This window comes from Streptomyces sp. NBC_00400 (assembly GCF_036048035.1).
Classification (GTDB): domain Bacteria; phylum Actinomycetota; class Actinomycetes; order Streptomycetales; family Streptomycetaceae; genus Streptomyces.
Genome location: NZ_CP107940.1, coordinates 1,869,913 through 1,888,088 on the forward strand (window position 1 = coordinate 1,869,913; position 18,176 = coordinate 1,888,088).

15 protein-coding genes and 1 pseudogene are annotated in these 18,176 nt (G+C 70.7%); 9 read left to right on the top strand and 7 right to left on the bottom strand.

The annotated features are described in order from the left end of the window. Positions 1-112: 112 nt before the first annotated feature. Positions 113-295, top strand: a pseudogene (locus OHS81_RS08190) (CorA family divalent cation transporter); the annotation flags it as partial. A 293-nt stretch (positions 296-588) separates the two neighbouring features. On the opposite strand, the gene OHS81_RS08195 reads toward OHS81_RS08190, so the two are convergent. Continuing rightward, the gene (locus tag OHS81_RS08195) at positions 589-2,457 is read right to left on the bottom strand and encodes a hypothetical protein (protein ID WP_328383859.1); all 1,869 of its coding nucleotides are present in this window, start codon (positions 2,455-2,457) and stop codon (positions 589-591) included. Between the two features lie 250 nt (positions 2,458-2,707). Here OHS81_RS08195 and OHS81_RS08200 point away from each other — a divergent pair, with 250 nt between their 5' ends. Genes OHS81_RS08200 through OHS81_RS08210 form a run of 3 tightly spaced genes read left to right on the top strand, consistent with a single transcriptional unit; the run spans position 2,708 to position 5,482 of the window. Beyond that, entirely contained in the window at positions 2,708-3,847 is a 1,140-nt protein-coding gene (locus OHS81_RS08200; protein ID WP_328383861.1) for an NAD-dependent epimerase/dehydratase family protein, read from the top strand. Between the two features lie 49 nt (positions 3,848-3,896). Further along, positions 3,897-4,391 (top strand): NUDIX domain-containing protein, encoded by a 495-nt coding sequence (locus tag OHS81_RS08205; RefSeq protein WP_328383863.1) that lies wholly within the window; start codon positions 3,897-3,899, stop codon positions 4,389-4,391. Between the two features lie 8 nt (positions 4,392-4,399). Next, entirely contained in the window at positions 4,400-5,482 is a 1,083-nt protein-coding gene (locus tag OHS81_RS08210) for a mevalonate kinase family protein (protein ID WP_328383865.1), read from the top strand. Between the two features lie 23 nt (positions 5,483-5,505). On the opposite strand, the gene OHS81_RS08215 is transcribed toward OHS81_RS08210, so the two are convergent. The 4 genes from OHS81_RS08215 to OHS81_RS08230 form a co-directional block, all read right to left on the bottom strand. Then, positions 5,506-6,618 carry a radical SAM protein gene (locus OHS81_RS08215; RefSeq protein ID WP_328383867.1) on the bottom strand — a complete coding sequence of 371 codons (1,113 nt, stop codon included), beginning with the start codon at positions 6,616-6,618 and terminating at the stop codon, positions 5,506-5,508. 162 nt (positions 6,619-6,780) lie between these two features. Further along, positions 6,781-7,653 (bottom strand): carbohydrate ABC transporter permease, encoded by an 873-nt coding sequence (locus OHS81_RS08220; RefSeq protein WP_328383870.1) that lies wholly within the window; start codon positions 7,651-7,653, stop codon positions 6,781-6,783. Next, positions 7,650-8,648 carry a carbohydrate ABC transporter permease gene (locus tag OHS81_RS08225; RefSeq protein WP_443058836.1) on the bottom strand — a complete coding sequence of 333 codons (999 nt, stop codon included), beginning with the start codon at positions 8,646-8,648 and terminating at the stop codon, positions 7,650-7,652. The genes OHS81_RS08220 and OHS81_RS08225 overlap by 4 nt, the downstream gene beginning before the upstream one ends. Then, on the bottom strand, positions 8,645-9,997 hold the full coding sequence (locus OHS81_RS08230) for an extracellular solute-binding protein (RefSeq protein ID WP_328383872.1): 1,353 nt from the start codon (positions 9,995-9,997) through the stop codon (positions 8,645-8,647). Before OHS81_RS08230 ends, OHS81_RS08225 begins: the two co-directional genes overlap by 4 nt. A gap of 234 nt (positions 9,998-10,231) precedes the next feature. On the opposite strand from OHS81_RS08230, the gene OHS81_RS08235 reads away from it, so the two are divergent. Both OHS81_RS08235 and OHS81_RS08240 read left to right on the top strand, forming a co-directional pair. Further along, entirely contained in the window at positions 10,232-11,395 is a 1,164-nt protein-coding gene (locus tag OHS81_RS08235) for a serine/threonine protein kinase (RefSeq protein ID WP_328383874.1), read from the top strand. 47 nt (positions 11,396-11,442) lie between these two features. After that, positions 11,443-12,132 (top strand): HAD family hydrolase, encoded by a 690-nt coding sequence (locus tag OHS81_RS08240; RefSeq protein ID WP_328383876.1) that lies wholly within the window; start codon positions 11,443-11,445, stop codon positions 12,130-12,132. On the opposite strand, the gene OHS81_RS08245 is transcribed toward OHS81_RS08240, so the two are convergent. Further along, a complete protein-coding gene (locus OHS81_RS08245) occupies positions 12,116-13,591 on the bottom strand; it encodes a N,N-dimethylformamidase beta subunit family domain-containing protein (RefSeq protein WP_328383878.1) in 1,476 nt (491 codons plus the stop codon). The two genes, OHS81_RS08240 and OHS81_RS08245, sit on opposite strands and share 17 nt — an antisense overlap. Before the next feature lie 64 nt (positions 13,592-13,655). On the opposite strand from OHS81_RS08245, the gene OHS81_RS08250 reads away from it, so the two are divergent. Both OHS81_RS08250 and OHS81_RS08255 read left to right on the top strand, forming a co-directional pair. After that, positions 13,656-14,528 (top strand): class I SAM-dependent methyltransferase, encoded by an 873-nt coding sequence (locus OHS81_RS08250; protein ID WP_328383879.1) that lies wholly within the window; start codon positions 13,656-13,658, stop codon positions 14,526-14,528. Beyond that, a complete protein-coding gene (locus OHS81_RS08255; RefSeq protein WP_328383881.1) occupies positions 14,525-15,301 on the top strand; it encodes a GNAT family N-acetyltransferase in 777 nt (258 codons plus the stop codon). Before OHS81_RS08250 ends, OHS81_RS08255 begins: the two co-directional genes overlap by 4 nt. Here OHS81_RS08255 and OHS81_RS08260 read toward each other — a convergent pair. Beyond that, complete coding sequence (locus OHS81_RS08260; protein ID WP_328383883.1) at positions 15,298-16,425, bottom strand: hypothetical protein; 1,128 nt, start codon at positions 16,423-16,425, stop codon at positions 15,298-15,300. The two genes, OHS81_RS08255 and OHS81_RS08260, sit on opposite strands and share 4 nt — an antisense overlap. Before the next feature lie 289 nt (positions 16,426-16,714). Between OHS81_RS08260 and OHS81_RS08265 the strand changes: the two genes are divergently transcribed. Then, a complete protein-coding gene (locus OHS81_RS08265) occupies positions 16,715-17,902 on the top strand; it encodes a glycosyltransferase (RefSeq protein WP_328383884.1) in 1,188 nt (395 codons plus the stop codon). The last annotated feature ends 274 nt before the right edge of the window (positions 17,903-18,176 follow it).

The window sequence follows — 18,176 nt, forward strand, 5'->3', positions numbered from 1 at the left end:
GTGCCGCCGCGACGCGCGATCGTGTCTCTTCCGCTGGGGACCGATGGATCTCCGCAGGTCAGACGCCACTGAGCGCATACCCACAGGTCAGGGAAGTTCGGTAGCGGTCTTCAAAAAGATCTCGTCGTGGGCGGCGATCCTCTTCGCGCCGACGCTGGTGGGGACCATCTACGGCATGAACTTCGACCACATGCCGGAGTTGCACTGGGTGTTCGGGTACCCCTTCGCCATCGTCCTGATGGCGATCGTGTGCACCAGTTTGTACTTCGTCTTCAAGCGGCGGGACTGGCTGTAGGCGACAGACCGTTCCCACCATCTTGGTTCGCACTGGCGAGCGCCCTGAAGGGCGTATTTCCCACGCCCTTCAGGGCATCTGGGGTGAATCCGCGCCGCTGGGGAGCGGGCACCGTCCGCGTCAGGACATTCCAGCCCGGCTCTCCATGGGCTGACGGGCCGACGGGCCGACGGCTTCCGCCGGGCGACGCAGTCTTCAGGCCGGCCACCGGAGCAGAGCCGGTACGACGCGGAACCGGTCCCGCCGCCGCCTGAGGTGTGGCGCGGGTCCGGGGAGGGCCGTAGGCCCCGCGCTCATACCTCCAGGACGAGATGAATGCCCTCGTAGGCAAGCCACTGCGCGTACGTGTGCAGCCCGTAGGTGAGTCCCGTCGTGGGCTTCCAGCCGGGCGGGGGCGGGGGCCAGGCGGCTTCCTCCGCCGCCGGGCGCGGCGGCCGCGGGGCGGGTGCGAGGGGTACCGGGCGGACGGCGGTGCGGATGGCCTCGGCCAGTTCGGCGGCGGTGACCGGGGCGTCCGCCAGGCTGACGGCCCGCTCCGGTGGCGGCGTGCGGAGCACCGAGGAGAGGCCGGCGACGAGGTCGCTCGTGTGCAACGGGCGCAGCGCCTCGGCTGGGTCCTCGATGGTCAGCGGGTAGCTGCGCAGTGCGTCCCAGACGAGGCGGCCGATCCGTGCGTGGTGCGGGCAGCCGGGCCCGTACAGGTCACCCAGCCGCAAGGTGAACCCGCCGGGGTGGTCCGGCAGTTCGAGGGTGAGGGTGCGATGGGCGGAAGTGGCATCGGCGGCCGGGGTGGGCTTCGTGGCTTCTGCGGCCGTGGCCGTTGGAGCCGTCAGCGCCGTCAGGTCCAGCAGCGCGCCGGCGGCCGGCGGGCCCGCCGGCCGCCGGGCCAACGGGGTGACCTGGTGTCCGGCGTCCGTCAGTCCGCGTACGAGGTGTGCCCCGAGCGGCGTTCCGGCTCCCAGCACCCCGACCCTGCGGGCTTCGGTTCCGCGGGCTCCGGTGTGGGTGGTGCGGCGGGGTTCGCAGGCTCCACCCCGGCCGCTCCGGCTGCGGCGCATCCGTTCGGCCTCCTCGCGGCCCGCCTCGACGCCGGCCAGGGTGATCCGGGCCAGCTCGTCCCGGAGCTCCGCGATCCGCTCCTCCGGCTGCGCGTAGCTGATTCCGCCGGGGCCCACGGTGGCCAGTGCTTCGGCGAGCACGGCGGGGTCCGGCTCGGGGTCCGGGTCAGGGTGCGGGCCGGGGCCGGTCGTCGTACCGCCGTCCGTGGGGTCGCAGCGGAGCCCGGCCCTGCGTTGCACGAGTCCCATCGTGAACGCCGTCAGCCAGGTTCCCCTGGCCACCTCGGTGGTGGCGGCTTCGGTCATTCGCACGATGTCCGGTTGCAGTCTTTCCGCACGAATGCCGGAGCCTTCCAGATATTGCTCGCAGTCGAGGTGGAGCCAGTGCCCCGGGCCGGAACCACGGTGTGCGGCCGTGCCGTTCCCGTGGGCGGGCTCTTCGGCACGTACCGCGCATTGCGCCACGCCGTGTTTGAAGAAGGGGAGAACCCGCAGACCGGTCAGTCGGGTGTTTTCGCGCCCGGGAGTGTCCTTGGGAAGAAAGCACACCGAACGACGCGGTCCGCGGAATGCATTGCCGGAGATGCTGCCGTGATCCTCGTGTTCGGCGAGGCTGGGCACCGAGACGTACGACGGGATTCCGTGTGCTCTTAAGTAGCGGTTCATCAGGATGTCATCCGGCCAGCTGTCAAGATGGCGTCGGCCGAAAGTCACGAATCCGCTGGCGACGTGTCGGGGCAGAACAATGGCCACGCAGGGAAAATACTCGTTGACAGCGCCGACCCAGCGCGCACCGGCCATGGCTCCAAAACGCACCGCGGCGCCATTGCGCGAGTCCCAGAGCGCGAAGAGCGCGAGGGCGGCGTCCGGCATCTCCGCAATCGCCGCCCGGACCCGTGCGAAGAACGTCTCGGAGAGGATCATGTCGTCCTGCACGACGAGGTGGTGGGTGGCGCCGTCCTCGATCGCCTCCCAGGCACACAGCGCCGTCCGCAATACGGACGGCCGGCCCGCTGGATCGGGGTCCATGACGACCCGTAGGGCGCCCGGCGGAGCGGACCGCGCCAGCCGTTCAGCCGCCGGGCGGCGTTTCGGATGGGTCATCACGGCACCGCTCAACCGATATGGCGTCATCAATTCCTCCGGTTCTGCGCTTCTGGGGCCCTCGGCCGGCCGACCTCATTCGCTGTACCAGGCCTATCCGGCACATGTGAATCCGGACAGTACGGCGGTCCGCGCGCGACACGCAAGGCTGCCGAAATGGCGCTCTGGCAGAGGCATTTGAGGACCGACATGCTGACCGCTGGTCCATATCGGGCCATCTCATGTTCCTCATGTGCGAGGAGAGGGTGTCATGTCCGGGAGGGCGAAAATAGACGTCGGTGCCGGCACCGACGAATATGCGAGCGGCATCGGGCGTGCCGTCTCCGGAAATCCGGCGCACGGCGTCCGTCGGAATTCGGTGGAGTCGCGGCTGGACAGACTGCGGGGTGCCCGGGTGGTGGTGACCGGTGGCGCGGGGCTGGTGGGCAGCCGACTGGTCGGGCTGTTACGCCGTGCGGACGCCGAGGTGACGGTGCTGGACCGGCTGGATGCGTATCCGGAAGCGGCGCACACGGCATTGTTCGGGGTCGAGGATCTCGGGGTGAAGTTGGTGGTCGGCGATATCTGCGACCGCGCAGCGGTACGCGGGGTGCTGTCCGGCGCCGATTATGTGGTGCACGCCGCCGCATATGCCGATGTGGCCGCGTGCACACGGCGGCCCGATATCGCCTTCCGGGCGAACGTCCAGGGCACACAGGTGGTGCTGGAGGAGACCGCGGCCTCCGGGGTACGGCGGCTGGTACTGGTGTCGTCGGCTGCGGTGTACGGGAACGGCGATCCGTCGATCTGCGGGCCGCAGGAGTTTCGTGAGGACCAGCGCCTGCTGCCGGTGTCCGTGTACGCCAACTCCAAGCTCTGGGCGGAGCATCAGACCCGGCTGCTGCTGGAGGGTCCGGACACCCCGGAGTACGCGGTGCTGCGGTACTTCTCCGTCTACGGCGATCCGCAGATCCCCAAGCCCGGCAGCCATTCCTGGATGGTGGCCTGGCTGTCCATGCAGGCCCGGCTGGGCCGCCCGATGCGGCTCAACGGGGGCGGGGTCCAGGTGCGTGACCTCGTCCATGTCGAGGACGTGGCCGCGGCCACGGCGCTCGCCCTGGTGGAGCAGCACATGGCCGGGGCGACCGTCAACGTCGGAACGGGGGTGCCGACGTCGGTCCGCGAGGTCGGCGAACTCATAGCCCGTCAATTTTCGCGGGCCCGGTTCATCACCACCCCCATGCCGGAGGGAGACCCCCTGGGGGGCTACGCCGCGACCGGCCTCTCCCGTGAACTGCTGGGCTGGAAGCCGCAGATCGACGTCCGGACAGGCGTGGAGCGGTATGTGCGCTGGCTGTCCGCGACCCCGCACGCGGTGCCGGGGTGGCTGACTGCCGAGCCCGCCGCATGACAGCCTGCCCCGGGGAAACGGACAAGGCATCACGAAAGGTGACGGTCAGGTGAGTTATGTCGGCTCGTATCTCTGGAACCTGAGGCAGAAGGTGGGCAGCCGCCCGCTGCTCGTACCGGGCGCGCAGGTCCTGCTGCTGGAGGGGCCCGGCCGGGGCCTGTTCCAACAGCGCGCCGACACCGGCGTGTGGGAACTGCCGGCCGGGGCGTGCGAGGAGGGCAGTGACTTCGCCGGTACCGCCGTACGGGAGCTGGCGGAGGAGACCGGGCTGCGGGTGGACCGGGAGGATCTGGAGGCGTTCGGCTCGCTGTCCGATCCCGAGGTGCACACCCTGACCTACCCCAACGGGGACATCACCCATTGTTTCGCGCTGTGCTTCGTGGCCCGGCGCTGGTCCGGGGAGCTGTGCCTGGGCCGGGACGAGGTGACCCGGGCACAGTTCCGGGCGCTCGCGGACCCGCCGCGGCCGCTGCATCCGCCCACCGCGGTGGTCCTGGAGATGTTCCGGGAGTTCGGCTCGACCGGAAGGTTCCAGGCCCGATGAACGGACCGGTGAACAGACCCATGAGGGGACCGGCGACTGCGGCGGAAGCAGGAGAGGCGGCAGGAGCGTCGTCTGCGACGGGTGCCTCCACCGGTCGCGCGGCGGGGCACGCGGTGGTGCCGTGCCGGGCGTGCCTGTCCGGGGAGGACCTGGACTGGCTGGGCGGCAGGTCGGTCAGCCTGGCGCTGGACCTGACGACGTCGGTAACGGTGCGGACGCCGGGTGCCCGGCCGTCCGCCGGCGCGGCCCCGGACAGTGGCGGTGGCGGGACCTGGGCGGACCAGGTGTGGGCGTTTCTGCGCCGGCGGCTGTCCGGGCTGGGCCCGCGGCCGCCGGCGGTGACGGTGCGCAGCGCTGCGCCCTCGGCGAGCGGTCTCTCGTCGTCCACGGCGCTGATCGTGGCGTTGTTCCGGGCATTTGCCGACGCGGCGGCGCAGATGGGCGGCGGGAGCGGGGTGTCACCGGTCTCCGCCCGGACGCTGGCCCAGTGGGCGTACGAGTTCGAGTTCGCCGTCTTCCACGGCGGCGGGATGGATCACCTCGCGGTCATCGCGGGCGGCCTGCTGCTGCTCGACGGGCGGACCACCGGCCTGCCGGACATCCGAGGCCGGGTGGACTTCCCGGACGACTGGGCGGTGGTGGTGCTCGACTCGGGCACCCGGAAGGACACCAGTGACCACATCCGCGCGGTACGTGCCCAGCTGGCGGCCGGTGATGCCCGGCTCGCGGCGTACCAGGAGCGGTGCGATGCCGCGTCGGTGGCGGTGTGGGAGGCCGTGTACCGGCGCGATCTGGCCGGCGTCGGTGCGGCGATGAGCGAGGCGCACACCGCGATGCGGGACCTCCAGGGAATGTCCACACCGCTGCTGGAGGAGCTGCGGTCAGTGGCCCTGCGCTCCGCCGGCCTGCCGCTCAAGCTGAGCGGGGCCGGCGGCGGCGGGGCGTTGGCCGGGATCTGCCCCGCCTCCGATCAGGCGGAGGTGGTGGCGCTCCTTCGGCGGGCGCTCGGCCCGGTGCACCCTGGGGCGCGGGTGATCCCGGCCCGGGCGGCGGCGGGCCTCGCCCCGGAGCTCGCCGCGACGCCGGCCTGAGGGCCCCGTCTCCGCCTCCGGCCCTAGAGGAACGGGTCGTAATCCGTCCCCGGCTCCGGTGCGGTGACCCCTCCCGCCACCGTTCCGTCCCCGATCCTGTCGAGTTCGAGGTTGGAGCGGTGGCGGGCGCAGTGGAAGCGGCAGTCCCGGCTCGGGTCCACGATGCCGCGGTCCGAGGTGCGCCAGATCTCGGCGAGACTGTCGGTCACCGCGTCCCCGATCCGGGCCCCGGCGTTGCCCCGGTGGTACGCACAGACGTACACCCCGGACGGGGTCACCAAAGTGCGCAGCTCGGCGACCCGGCACCGGTGGTACTGCTTCTCCTGCACGGGCCCGACCCGGTTCCTCAGGGACGTCAGGGTTGAGGAGTTGACGATCTCGAAGCCGTCGCCCGCCCAGGTGGCGGCCTGGGCGAGCTGGTCCTCCACGGAGGCGAGGATCTTGTCCGCGACCTGTATGACATGGTGCCCGTCGTCGAACATCGCCTTGGTCTCGAAGTAGTCGCAGCCGATGTCCCGGGCGAGTTCGGCGGCCCGCAGGACTTCATGGTGGTTGCTGACGACGCTGCCGTCGGGCTCCCGCCGGGTCATGACGAGGAACGAGTAGCCCAGGGCGCCCCGCTTGGCCTGTGCCAGCAGCCGCATATTGCCGATGACCTTGTCGAAGACGCTGCGTCCCTTGCGGTCGGGGCGGAACCGGCGGTACGTCTCGCTGGTCCCGGCGTCGACGGAGACCCGCACCCAGGAGGCATAGGCGGCCAGTTCTGCCAGGTTCTGTGGGATCAGAGTGCCGTTGGTGACCACGCCGATCGCGATGCCGGCCTCACCGAGGACCCGCAGCACCTGACGGGTTCCCCGGTGGGCGAGCGGTTCCCCGCCACCTATGAGGACCACCCCCCGTACCTCCATCTCGACGATTTCCCGGGCGAGTTCGGCCAGCCGTTCCGGGGTGAAACGTCCTTGGTTGAGCAGCTTTCCGCTGATGCATTCCGGGCAGGCCAGATCGCAGAAGGTCGTCGGGTCCAGGTCGACGACCAGCGGGCCGCTGGAGCGGGCTCCGGTGGCCGCTTCGACGATCCGCGGCCAGCCTGACGGCTGGTAGAGCTTGGACACCAGGTCGAGGCGGTCGAACGTCACGTGTTCTCCTGCGGGTCGAGTGCAGTGGGTTCGGTCATCGGCGGAACGGTTGGTCCGCCGGTGAAACGCGTGGACGAAGGGTCCGGATCGGCTGATCCGGTGGCCGCGGCCGTCGGTGACGGCCGGACCGGCAGCGCGGTGCCGGTCCGGCCCTCTTCCGGCTCACCCTTTGACCGCGCCGGTGGCCAGGCCCGAGCCGATCCGCCGCTGGACGAGGGCGAAGAAGACCGCGACCGGGAGCGCGGTGAGCGTGGCACCGGCCATCAGGCCGCCGTAGTCGGTGCCGAAGCTGGTCTGAAAGGACAGCAGCCAGATGCTGAGGGTCTGTTTGTCGTTGCTGGACAGCAGCACGTAGGCGAGGACGTACTCGTTCCACGCCTGGACCAGGGCGTAGATGGAGGTGGCCACCAGTCCGGGGGCGAGCAGCGGCAGGACGACCCGGCGGAAGGCGCCGAGCCGGGTGCAGCCGTCGGTCATCGCGGCCTCCTCCAATTCGACCGGGATGGCCACGATGAAGCCGCGCAGCAGCCAGACCGTGAACGGCAGCATGAAGACGAGGTAGGTGAGGATCACGCCGGGCAGGCTGTCGGTCAGTCCGGCATCGCTCAGCAGGAGGTACACCGGAATGATCAGTCCGGCCAGCGGGATCATCTGGACGCCGAGGATGACCAGGACGAGGGCTCTGCGACCGGCGAACGAGAAGCGGGCGAGGGCGAACGCGGCGAGGGTCCCGATCAGCAGGGAGACCAGCACGGTCCCGGCGCCGATGAGCACACTGGAGCGGACGTTGGACCAGAAGGTCGGGGTGCCGAGGGCGCGGCGGAAGTGTTCGAGTGTCAGGTGGTCGGGCCAGAAGCGCGGTGGGTCGGCGTAAATCTCCGTTGCCGGGCGGAACGCGGTGAGCAGCATCCAGTAGAGCGGGAAGGCCATCAGGGCACTGAAGAGGAGTCCCACGGCGTTCGCCACTGCGCGACGACGGCCGTGCGGGCGCCGGCGCCGGCCGCCCGGGTCCCCGGTGCCGGGGGCTGTGTTCACTCGGCGTCTCCCAGGTGGATGATCTGGCGGACGTAGACGACCGCGCCGCCGAGCAGCATCAGGACGGTGAGGACGGCGATGGCCGCGCCGGCGCTGTAGCGGTTGACGGCGAAGGACTCGATGAACGAATAGACGCCGAGCAGGTAGTACTCCTTCTCGGGCTGGCCGCCGCGCATCAGCCAGATCTGGTTGAACACTCCGAAATCCCAGATGGCGCAGAGCGAGGTGACCAGGACGACCGACGGTTTGATCACGGGGAAGGTGACGTGCCGGAACAGCTGGAAGCCGCGGGCGCCGTCGACCCGAGCCGCCTCCTCCAGTTCGGCGGGGACCTGGCTGAGCGCAGCCAAAAGGGACAGGGCAGCGAAGGGGACGGCGCCCCAGACCACCACGCCGGTGATCACAGCGAAGCCCTGCCAGGGGTTCTCGAACCAGTTGTGCTTGGTGAAGTCGAGTCCCGGCAGCAGGCTCAGGAGCCAGTTGACGACGCCGTAGTCCGCGTCCGACAGCCAGCGGAAGATGGACGCGGCCACCATGATCGGCATGGCCCAGACGGCGACCAGGACGCCGGACATGACCGTCCGCACCCAGGGCGCGACCCGCCGCATCAGCAGTGCCACCAGCAGCGCCGGCACCATCGTCGCCGCGACGCAGGCCACGGTGAACAGGGCGGTGCGCCCGACGACGCTCCAGAAGAAGCCGTCGGAGAGGATCGAGCGGTAGTGGGCGAGCCCGGCCCAGGGCGGTGCGGCTCCGGAGAACAGTTCGCGGCGCGTCACGTCCTGGAACGAGAGCAGCACCAGGTCGACGAGCGGGTAGCCGAGGACCACGGCGAGAGCGAGCACGGTCGGCGCGATCAGCAGGTAGGGCAGCACCCGCGGCCCGGCGGTCCGCCGCGGGCGGGGAGGCCGGGGCGCGCGGCGCCGGCGCCGTGTACCCGACGGGCGGGGCAGGCGGGGCGGATCCGACAGTTCCGCGGTCTCCACGGTCGTCAGTTCTCGTTGATCACGTCGTCGATACGGCGGTCCGCGGCCCGTGCGGCCGCCGGCACCGACTGCTTCCCCGTCGCGATGTCCTGCAGCATCTCCTGGAGGACGTTGGACTTCTCGACGGCTCCCCAGCCGGGGGCCTGCGGGGTGACCCAGCCGCGTCCGGCGGCGCGCGCGGCCGGACCGTTGACGCCGCCGGCGGCCACCTCGCGGAGCTGGACGGTGTTGTTGGGCAGGGTGTCGGCGGCGATCAGCCGGCGCTGCGAGGTGCGGTCGGTGAACAGCCGGATCCAGTCCCGGGCCAGGTCCTGGTTGCTGGACTTGGCGGGAACGGCCAGGGTGGAGCCGCCCAGGAAAGGCGGCAGCAGTTTGCCGGACGGGCCGGGGAACGCAAAGGTGGCGAACTTGCCGCGCAGCGCCGGGTCGCCGCCCGACCTGCTGTCGGTCGCGGCCTTGGCCTCCCAGGTGTTGCCGTAGAACATGCCGACCTTGCCCTGGCCGACGACGGCCGGCTCGTCGCCGTTGTCCTTGGAGCGGTCGCCGGTGTAGTAGGCGTCGAGGAGCCCCTTCCAGGCGGTGAGCCCGGCGACGGACGGGGCGGAGGAAAGCGCGCCGTGCCAGCGGCCATCCTTGCGTACGGCGATCTCGCCGCCGGCATCCTTGACGAATGCCATCGCCGCGTACCAGTAGCGGCCCGGCATGTAGAAGGCGGAGAAGTTCTTGTCGGCGGCACCGAACTTCAGCTTGAGCTTGTCGAGATCCCGGCGCAATTCCGTATGGCTGCGCGGGGCCCGGGTCACGCCCGCTTTCTTGAAGAGATCGGTGCGGTAGATACCCACCCGGGCACCCGCGTAATACGGCACGCAGTAGGTCTTTCCGTCATTGCGGCAGGCGTCGCGGAGCGCCGGCAACCACTCCCCGGAATGGTCGAACGCGGACGGATCGAGGGGTGCGAAGGCACCATTGACAATGTAATTCGTGGTCTCGCTGTTGCCCATTTCGACGACGTCCGGAGCATGTTGACCGGCCAGTGCGGCGTCGATCTTCTGGTTCTTGGTGGTCCACTGCTGGTACTGCACGGCAACCTTCATCTTCGGATAGGTCTTCCGGAAGCGCTCGTTGACCTCGGACACCAGATCCGGCCAGTTCTCCTGAGCGTCCACGGTCAACCAGACCGTGAGCTCCCCTGTCCGGTCCGAGGCGGCAACCGGCTTGCCGCCGCCGCAACCGGCCAGCGCGCCCAGCACGGCAATTGCTCCCAGGCCCGCCGCGAAACGGGAGAGGCACTCATCCATGATCTCCTCCGCCAGGTTGTCGGAACCGGCTGTATCTACCCCGGGCATCCCGCTGATCACCTGGAAGCTCCTTTCCGGCCAGAAATGCCGGCGCCCGGAAATGGCCGGCGAGGGAGCCCGGGAACGGCGCACGGCAGGCCGAACCGTATTCCGATCTTGATTTCGCCACCACAAAGCCACGGCCGGTTTGACGCAAACAACACGCTGTCCCGGTGATCGGCTCTTGACGCTGCCACCCCCACTGCCTCAGCTTTGCTCGGGTGTCTCCCACGTCCCCTATCGAAGGGTTTGCACGTGACTGAGTACGGCACGACGGCCGCAGATCCGGCCCCCCGGCCTGTGAAGGTCAACTCCTGGAACGGCTGGGACCCCCTGCGGCACGTCGTCGTCGGACGCGCCGACAACGCAGTCGTCCAGGCACCCGAGCCCGCGATCCGGCGGGACTTCCCCGATGACGGCTTCCCGCTGGGCACCTACGGCCCGATGCCGGCCGACATGACCGCCGAGGCCAACGAGCAGCTGGACAACTTTGCCGAGATGCTGCGCCGCCGCGGCATCCGCGTCGACCGGCCCGGCCCCGTCGACTTCAGCCGGCGGGTCTCCACACCGGACTGGGCGCAGGAGACCATGTCCGGCTGCATGCCACCACGCGATCTCCTGCTGACCGTCGGCAACGAGATCCTCGAAGCCACCATGTCGTACCGCAGCCGCTGGTTCGAATACCTCTGCTACCGGCCCCTGTTGCAACGGATCTTCCAGGCCGACCCGCACATGCGCTGGGAGGCGGCCCCCAAGCCCCGGCTCACCGACGCCTCCTACAAGCCGGGCTTCTGGGATACCTACCCCACCCTCAGCACCGAGGAGCAGCTGGCCCGGGTGCGCGACTACGACCTCGTCCTGACCGAGGAGGAGCCGCTGTTCGACGCGGCCGACATCGCGCGCTTCGGCAAGGACCTCTTCGTCCAGCTGTCGTTCGTCACCAACCGCAGCGGGTACCAGTGGCTCACCCGCCACTTCCCCGACCACCGGGTGCATGCGGTGACCTCCACCAACACCCATCCGCTGCACATCGACGCCACGTGGGTGCCGTTGCGCCCCGGGCTGGTGCTGCACTGCGGCGAGCGGCTCGCCGACGCCGAACTGATGGAGTTCTTCCGGCGCAACGACTGGGAGATCATCGAGGCGGTGCAGCCGGCCAGTTGGGACCACCCGCCGAAGCTGTCGTACTGCAGTCCGTGGCTGGCGGGCAACATGCTCAACCTCGACCGGAACACCCTGTGCATCGAGGAGAAGGAAGTGGCACTGGCCGACCAGCTGTCCGGACACGGCTTCGAGATCGTGCCGGTGCCGTTCCGTGCGGTGGGCCCGTTCGGCGGCGGACTGCACTGCGCCACCTTCGACATCGAGCGGGAGGGGAAACTGGAGGACTACTTCCCGCACCGTTACGGACGGTACTGAGACCGGTGCCGGACCGGGCTCCGCTCCGCCGGCACACCGTCCGGGGCGTGATCTTCGACTTCTACGGCACCCTGGTGCGGATGGTGGAGCCGCTGCCGCCCAGCCACCGGTCGCTCTTTCTCCGCAGGGGTCTGGCCGACGCCGCCGCTCGTTGGGGCGACCAGTGGGCGGCCGGGCCCCGGGACGGCGAGGAGCACACCGCCCATTCCCACAGCGAACAGGCGTACCACGCCTGGGAACTGGACCGGCTGCGGCGGCGGGCGCTGGCCTGCGGCGTGCCGGAGGCCAGCGCCGGGGAGCTGGCCGGCGACCTCGACCGGGCCACGAAGGAGCTGCGGCTGGCCCTCTTCACCGACGTTCCCGCAGCGCTGTCCGGGCTGCGGGAGCGGGGCCTGGCGGTGGCGGTGTGCTCCAACTGGTTCTGGGACCTGGACCGTGCCATCGACGGGGTCGGCCTGTCCGGCCTGGTGGACACCGCGGTCACCTCGGCCCGCGCCGGGGCCCGCAAACCGCATCCGCTCATCTACCGCACCGTGCTGGCGCGCTGCGGGCTGCGTCCCGAGCAGGCCCTGTTCGTCGGCGACATGTGGGAGGCGGATGTCGCGGGCCCGCTGGCGTGCGGAATGCGGGCGGCTCATCTGTGGCGCCCCGACCGGGCGGTGGAAGGGGTGGCCCCGCCGCTCCCGGACGGGGCCGTGCGGATCGCCTCGCTGGGCGCGCTCAGCAGTCTCCTGTAGTGCCGGGCGGGCCGGACAGCCGGTCCAGGACGTTGCGGGTCACCCGGACGACCCCGGGGTCGAGTTCGCGGCCGCAGACCACCGGCCAGTCGGTGGTCCCGGCCGTGAACACCGTGCCGCCGGCGGTGTGGATCCCCATGGTGGCGGCGCGTGGGCCGCTGATTGCCGGCTCACGTTCCGGACAGTTCCAGTGGCCCCCTTTCAGGTGGTGGAAATCGTGGTGCACCGGATCGAGGAGGTAGATCCCCAGGATGAGAAAGGACCGCGGTGTGCCGTCCGCGCCGGTGGCGTACGCCATGCCGTCCGCGTCCCGGGAGAAGGCGGCACCGTCGCACTCATAGCCGATCAGCGGGGTCCCGGCGCCCAGCGCGTCGGCAGGCCCGCCGTCGGAGCCGTCCCGCAGCCCGGTGCCCTCGTAGACCCAGTGGTCGGCGTGCTGTACCCGGTACCCGTCGCGCGGCCGATCGCCGGGCCACTCCCCCGGCCACATCCCGCCGTTGCGGAAGCTGACCCCGGTCAGGGTGTTCTCGGGCTCGCCGACGCCGTCCGGCTGCGCCGGCCACCACAGGTCGGTCGCCGGACGGTGCGGGTACTCCTCCCCCACGTAGTGGTCGGTGTCGGAGACGAACGCGCTGTTCCCGTCCACCGGATGGACCCGCCACCAACAGGTGTTGGCGCTGAGGAACGCCACGTTCCCACCATCGCGGACGAACTCTGCGACGTGGGCGCGCATCGCCGCGCTCCAGTACTCGTCATGCCCGACGCTGAGCAGCAGCCGGTAGGGGGCGAGCAGCCCGGGCTCCTCGTGCAGGTCGAGGTCGGTGCAGTACTCGACCTGGTAGCCGCTGCGTTCCAGCCAGGCGATGAACGGCGCGTCCCAGTAGGCCAGGTCGATGACGCCGCCGGGCCGGTGCAGACTGAGCCGGTGGCCGCGCGGCCGGCCGTGGCCGCCCTCTTGGTAGACCGGGTTGTCGTAGAGACTGGCGGCCCGCCGGCCGTCCGGGCGGTCGGCGCGATTGTAGGCGTGCCGGGTGTACGTGGATTTCTTGTAGAGGATGCGGGCGCCGGTCGCAGCGGGCCGCTGGGGCCGGACGACGAAGAACTCCCGGCCGAAGCCCTCGATTCCGGTGTCGTCCAGCAGGGGAACGTCCCTGGCACGGCTTTCCGGCCCCTCGACGAAATGGGCCAGATAGATGCCTGGCGGCCAGTCAGCGGGAATGGCGTGACGGTACGCCGGCCAATTCCAGTCCACGGCGGGCGTGGCGCGGTCCGCAGTGCCGTCCGGATGGGGCGGTGCGGCGGCCGAAATTCCTCGGTACGGCCCGGACTCCGCCATGAAGGACAGGTGTCGCCCCAACCGGTAGAAGCGGACCCTGAATTCACCGGAATCCGTCGACACATGAAATCCGAGACGCCGTCCGGCTATCACACTCTCACGATCCATATATCCCTCGATCATCCGTGCCATGCTAGGCGCGCCATCGAGGGCCGACAATGAAAATTCCAGCCAAGGGAGCCTGACAATGGACAGCACATTCCGGGTGCGCGAACTCGTCCTGGGTATCGAGGGACTGGCGCTGCTCCGACATGCGATGGACGCCGACGACAGTTTCCTCAAGGCCCGGGTGGAGGAAATCCGCGCCGTCGCCGCGGGCGAAGGCGTTCCGCTCCCGGACGGCGGGGCGGCGGTCAGCGAACTGGACGCCGCGGCCGGCTACGCCTCCTGGTCGGCCCGCTATGACTCGCTGCCGAGCTCGTTCATCGAGGTCGAGGAGCCGGTGGTGCACCGGCTGCTGGACCGCGGCCCGGTGGGCACCGCACTGGACGCAGCCTGCGGCACCGGCCGCCAGACCGCCGCCCTGGCGGCCCGCGGCCACCGTGTCATCGGTGTCGACCAGTCCCCGGAAATGCTGGCACAAGCCCGCCGCAAGGCCCCCGGCGCCGAATTCCGCCGCGGGCGGCTGGAAGACCTTCCGCTCGATGACGACAGCGTCGACCTCGCGGTCTGCTCACTCGCCATGACGCACCTCCCGGATCTTTCCTCCGGTATCGCCGAAATGGCCCGGGTGCTCCGCCCCGGTGGCCGGATCATCCTCTCCGACATGCACCCGTTCGTCGTCTCCCTCCAGGGCCAGTGCATTTTCGTCCACGGCGACGACCGCCTGGCCTTCGTCCGCAACCACGTCCATCTGCCCAGCAGTTATCTCTCCGCATTCACCGCCGCCGGACTGACGGTGGGGGAATGCCACGAACCGGTGTTCAACGGCCGCCTGGCGCCGGGAGGTTACGAGGAGGCCATTGCGGACGCCGCCCGTGCGGCCTGGGCGGACATTCCGCTGGTCATCGTCTGGACCGCCGAGAAGCCCACCGGAAAGACCGAGGTGAGTGCCGTATGACCCTCGCCTTCATCCACCACTCCCGGCGCCCGGAACTCTGGAACCGGCTCACCGAGGAATTCGCCGGGGTCGTCCCCGAATACAACCTGCACGGCGACATCAACGCCGGTTTCTGGACGCGCCTGTTCACCGACTTCCCGGACCACCAGTTCCTCCTGCACGACACCGCGACGGACACCGTCCTCGGTGCCGGCCGCACCCTCCCCCGCACCTGGGACGGCACCCCCGCGGGCCTCGGCACCGGACTCGACGCGTCCATCGAGGCGGCGTTCCGCGACCACGACGCCGGGGCCGAGCCGGACGCCCTGTGCGCCCTGGGCATCGAGATCGCCCCCGCCCACCAGGGCCGCGGACACTCCACCCGCCTCCTGGCGCACATGGCCGCCATGGCCCGCTCCGCGGGCCTCTCACACGTCATCGTCCCGGTCCGTCCCACCTGGAAGGACCGCTATCCGCTCGCCCCCATCGATCGCTACGCAGCCTGGACCCGCCCCGACGGCGCCCCCTTCGATCCGTGGCTCCGCACACAGGTCCGCCAGGGCGGCTGCATCGTCGCGTCGGTGGCGGAGTCCTCCCGCATCACCGGCACGGTCGCCGAATGGGAGGCGTGGACCGGCATGGCATTCCCCGACGACGGCCGCTACGTCTTCCCCGGCGGCCTCGCCCCCCTCGACATCGACCACGCCCAAGACCGGGGTGCCTACTGGGAACCCTGCGTCTGGGTCACCCACGACGTCCGGGAAGTCCCCCAGGCACCGCCCTCGGCCCCCTAGGGCTCCGCCCCGAGGCCCTCCGGCCCCAGCAGTAGTTCGCCGCACCGCACCGCGCTCTCCGCGTACGCCGTCATCAGCGCGGCGCGCTCCGGGGTCACCTCAAGCCGGCGCTCGGGCGGCAGCCCCGCCGGGCCGACCGTGGACAGCGCGGCGGCCCGGACCCGGGCCCCTGCGGCGCCCGCAGGCCGCGGCGACGCCGACTGCGCCGCCGGCCGACGCGCGGCGTCCGCTGCCTGCCGCCCCAGCAGCAGGCAGTGGATCCACAACTCGTCCGCGAAGGCGGCCCCGAACAGCCGCCCCACCTCTGCCGCAGCGTCCTCGGGCCGGTACCGCCGTGCCAGGTCCCGCAGCCGTCCCGCCGTCAGGCCGGTGGGCGGCAGCGCCTCCGGCCAGCGCAGATGGCGCCGCGGGTCGGCGTCCCGCTCGTGCCCGACCGGCCGCAGATACCCCTCCCCGTACCGCATGTACGGCAACCAGTCGAGCTCCTCCAGCACCCACCCGTGGTCGAGCAGCGGCCGCGCGTCGGCGGCACCCACGGGGCAGGCCGCCAGCCGGACGCCTTGCGCGGCATGCCCGTTGATACTGCTGGTCCCGATGTGCTCCACCACGTTCGGCACCGCCAGCAGACCCGACCGCCCCTGCGTGCGCAGGAACGCGGCCATCAGCTCGTCGTCATGACGCTCCACGCTGCCTCGCGCGAACCCCCGGAACGCGTCCGCCGTCCGCACCGGCAGGCAGATGGCCAGCGTCGGCGCGAACTCCTCCGGTACGGCCCGCACCCACCCGGCCCCGGCCAGCGCCGCCAGGCGGGCCGCCGCGCCGTTCCGGGCGTGCCAGTTGGTGTAGAAGATCAGGGCCTCGTCCGGAAACCGCGCCACCGACCCCGCCACCAGCTCCAGCAGCTCCGCCGGTGCGGCCACATCGTCCTGAACGACCAAGTGGTGTCCGGCCGCCGCCGTCCGCGCCGCCCAGGCCACCAGCGCGGTCCGCAGCGCCGACGGCGGCCCGTCCGGATCCGGGTCCATGGCCAGTCCCCCGAGCCCCAGCCGAGCAGCAAGCGCCTCCGCCTGCTCCTTGCGCACCGGGTGGGTCATCACGGCCGAACTGATCGGAGCTGTGGTCACCGGGCCACTCCTCACGTCGCACAGACGTCGCGGTCAGGGCGCCTCATCGTGGCAGACCCCCGCCCCGCGCTCAGCCGTCCCGGCGAACAGTGGCCGGTTCCGTTCCCTCCCCCACCAACCCTGCGGAGCGGGTGCGCGAGGCTTCCCAGCGGCGCCGGCCTGAAGGCGCATGGGCACGAAGGGCCAGTGATAGATTCTCAACAAGCGTTTATTTTTGAGAAGTCGGCCGTGAAACCCGCGGCGAGGCGCACTCGGTGGCGCCTGCACCGCTTCGTGGAGAGCGAGCATCATGCGCATCCTCATCACCGCACACGCAATCTATTCGCACCTCGCCCCCCTGGTACTGCCGGTGGCGGAGAGAGCCCAAGAGGCAGGCCATGAGGTGGCCGTCGCCACGGGCGCCGACGTCGTCCACCACATCGAGAAGCGCGGACTTACCGCGTTGACGCTGCCGCACATGAAGTCGATGGGGGAGGCGCTCCAGGGCGGCGTGCTCCGGCCCCCGCCGGGCATGGAGAAGATCGGCTCCGTGACCGTCGAGCTGGCGCCGGAATTCTTCGCCGCGGCCTTCGTCGGGCACCTTGCCGCGGCCGGCGTCCCCGACCTCCTCGACGTGGCGAAGAGCTGGCAACCGGACCTGATCCTCCACGAGTCGACCGAGTACGGCGGCTATCTGGCGGCGGAAAGCCTCGGCATCCCCCACGGCGCTCTGGACATCGCGCCGATGGCGCCCTATGCCCACCCCGCCGTGACCGAGGAGCTCAACCGGCAGCGGGAGAAGCTCGGTCTGGCACCGGTCACGGACGCCTGGCACCCGTTCCGCGCCTTCCGCGCCGGAGTCGTTCCGGAGGACTTCTACCCCACGGACAGCCGGCTGCCCGGCGCCCGCTACTACCAGGTTCCCGCCCAGGCGGCACAGGTTGGCCTCGACCCGGAGATCGCCCGACTCGACACGGACCGGCCGCTCGTCCTCGCCACCCTCGGCTCGAACGCTCCCCGGCTTCCCGGCGGTGCCCACACGCTGCTGGAGACCATCATCGAAGCCCTCGGAGAGCTGCCGGTCACCGGTGTCGTGGCCCTGGGTGCCGACCGCGATCCGCGGCAGTGGGACGGACCACGCCGCGACAACGTCCATCTGACCTCGTTCGTCCAGCAGGAACTGCTGCTCCGGTCCAGCGATCTGTTCCTCACGCATGCCGGCTTCAACGGGACCCGGGAAGCGCTGGCCTCGGGAGTCCCCATGGTGGCCGTACCGCTGTTCGCGGAACAGTCCCACAATGCCGCGCGGCTGCAGCAGTTGGGCGTCGGGACCCGGATAGATGTCCAAGACGTCACACGCGATGCGCTGGCCGCGGCGGTGCGCAATGTACTGGATGACCGCTCCTACCGGTCCCGCGCCCAAGGACTCCAGCGCCGGTCCCACGCTCTGCCGGACCTCGGCCAGCTGGTGGAGGATGCCGCAGCGCTGGCCGCCTGAGCCGGGCGGCTCTCGTCCGTACACCACTACGGCGACGGTTCCGCCGAACCGTTCCGTCTCGCTCCGGCCGCTGGACTCCACCGGCCGGAGCGCGTGGTGGTGAGGGCCGGTCCTCCCGTGCGCCGGCGCCGGCTCCTCCCCTACGGAGGCTTTCGGTCCGCTGCTCCCCGTGCGGAGACTTCCGGCCCCGCCACTCCCCCTGCGGAACCTTCCGATCCGCCGTTCCCCAAGGCCTCGGCGCCGCCCGGAGGTGCTTGTAGCATCAGGACCGGCA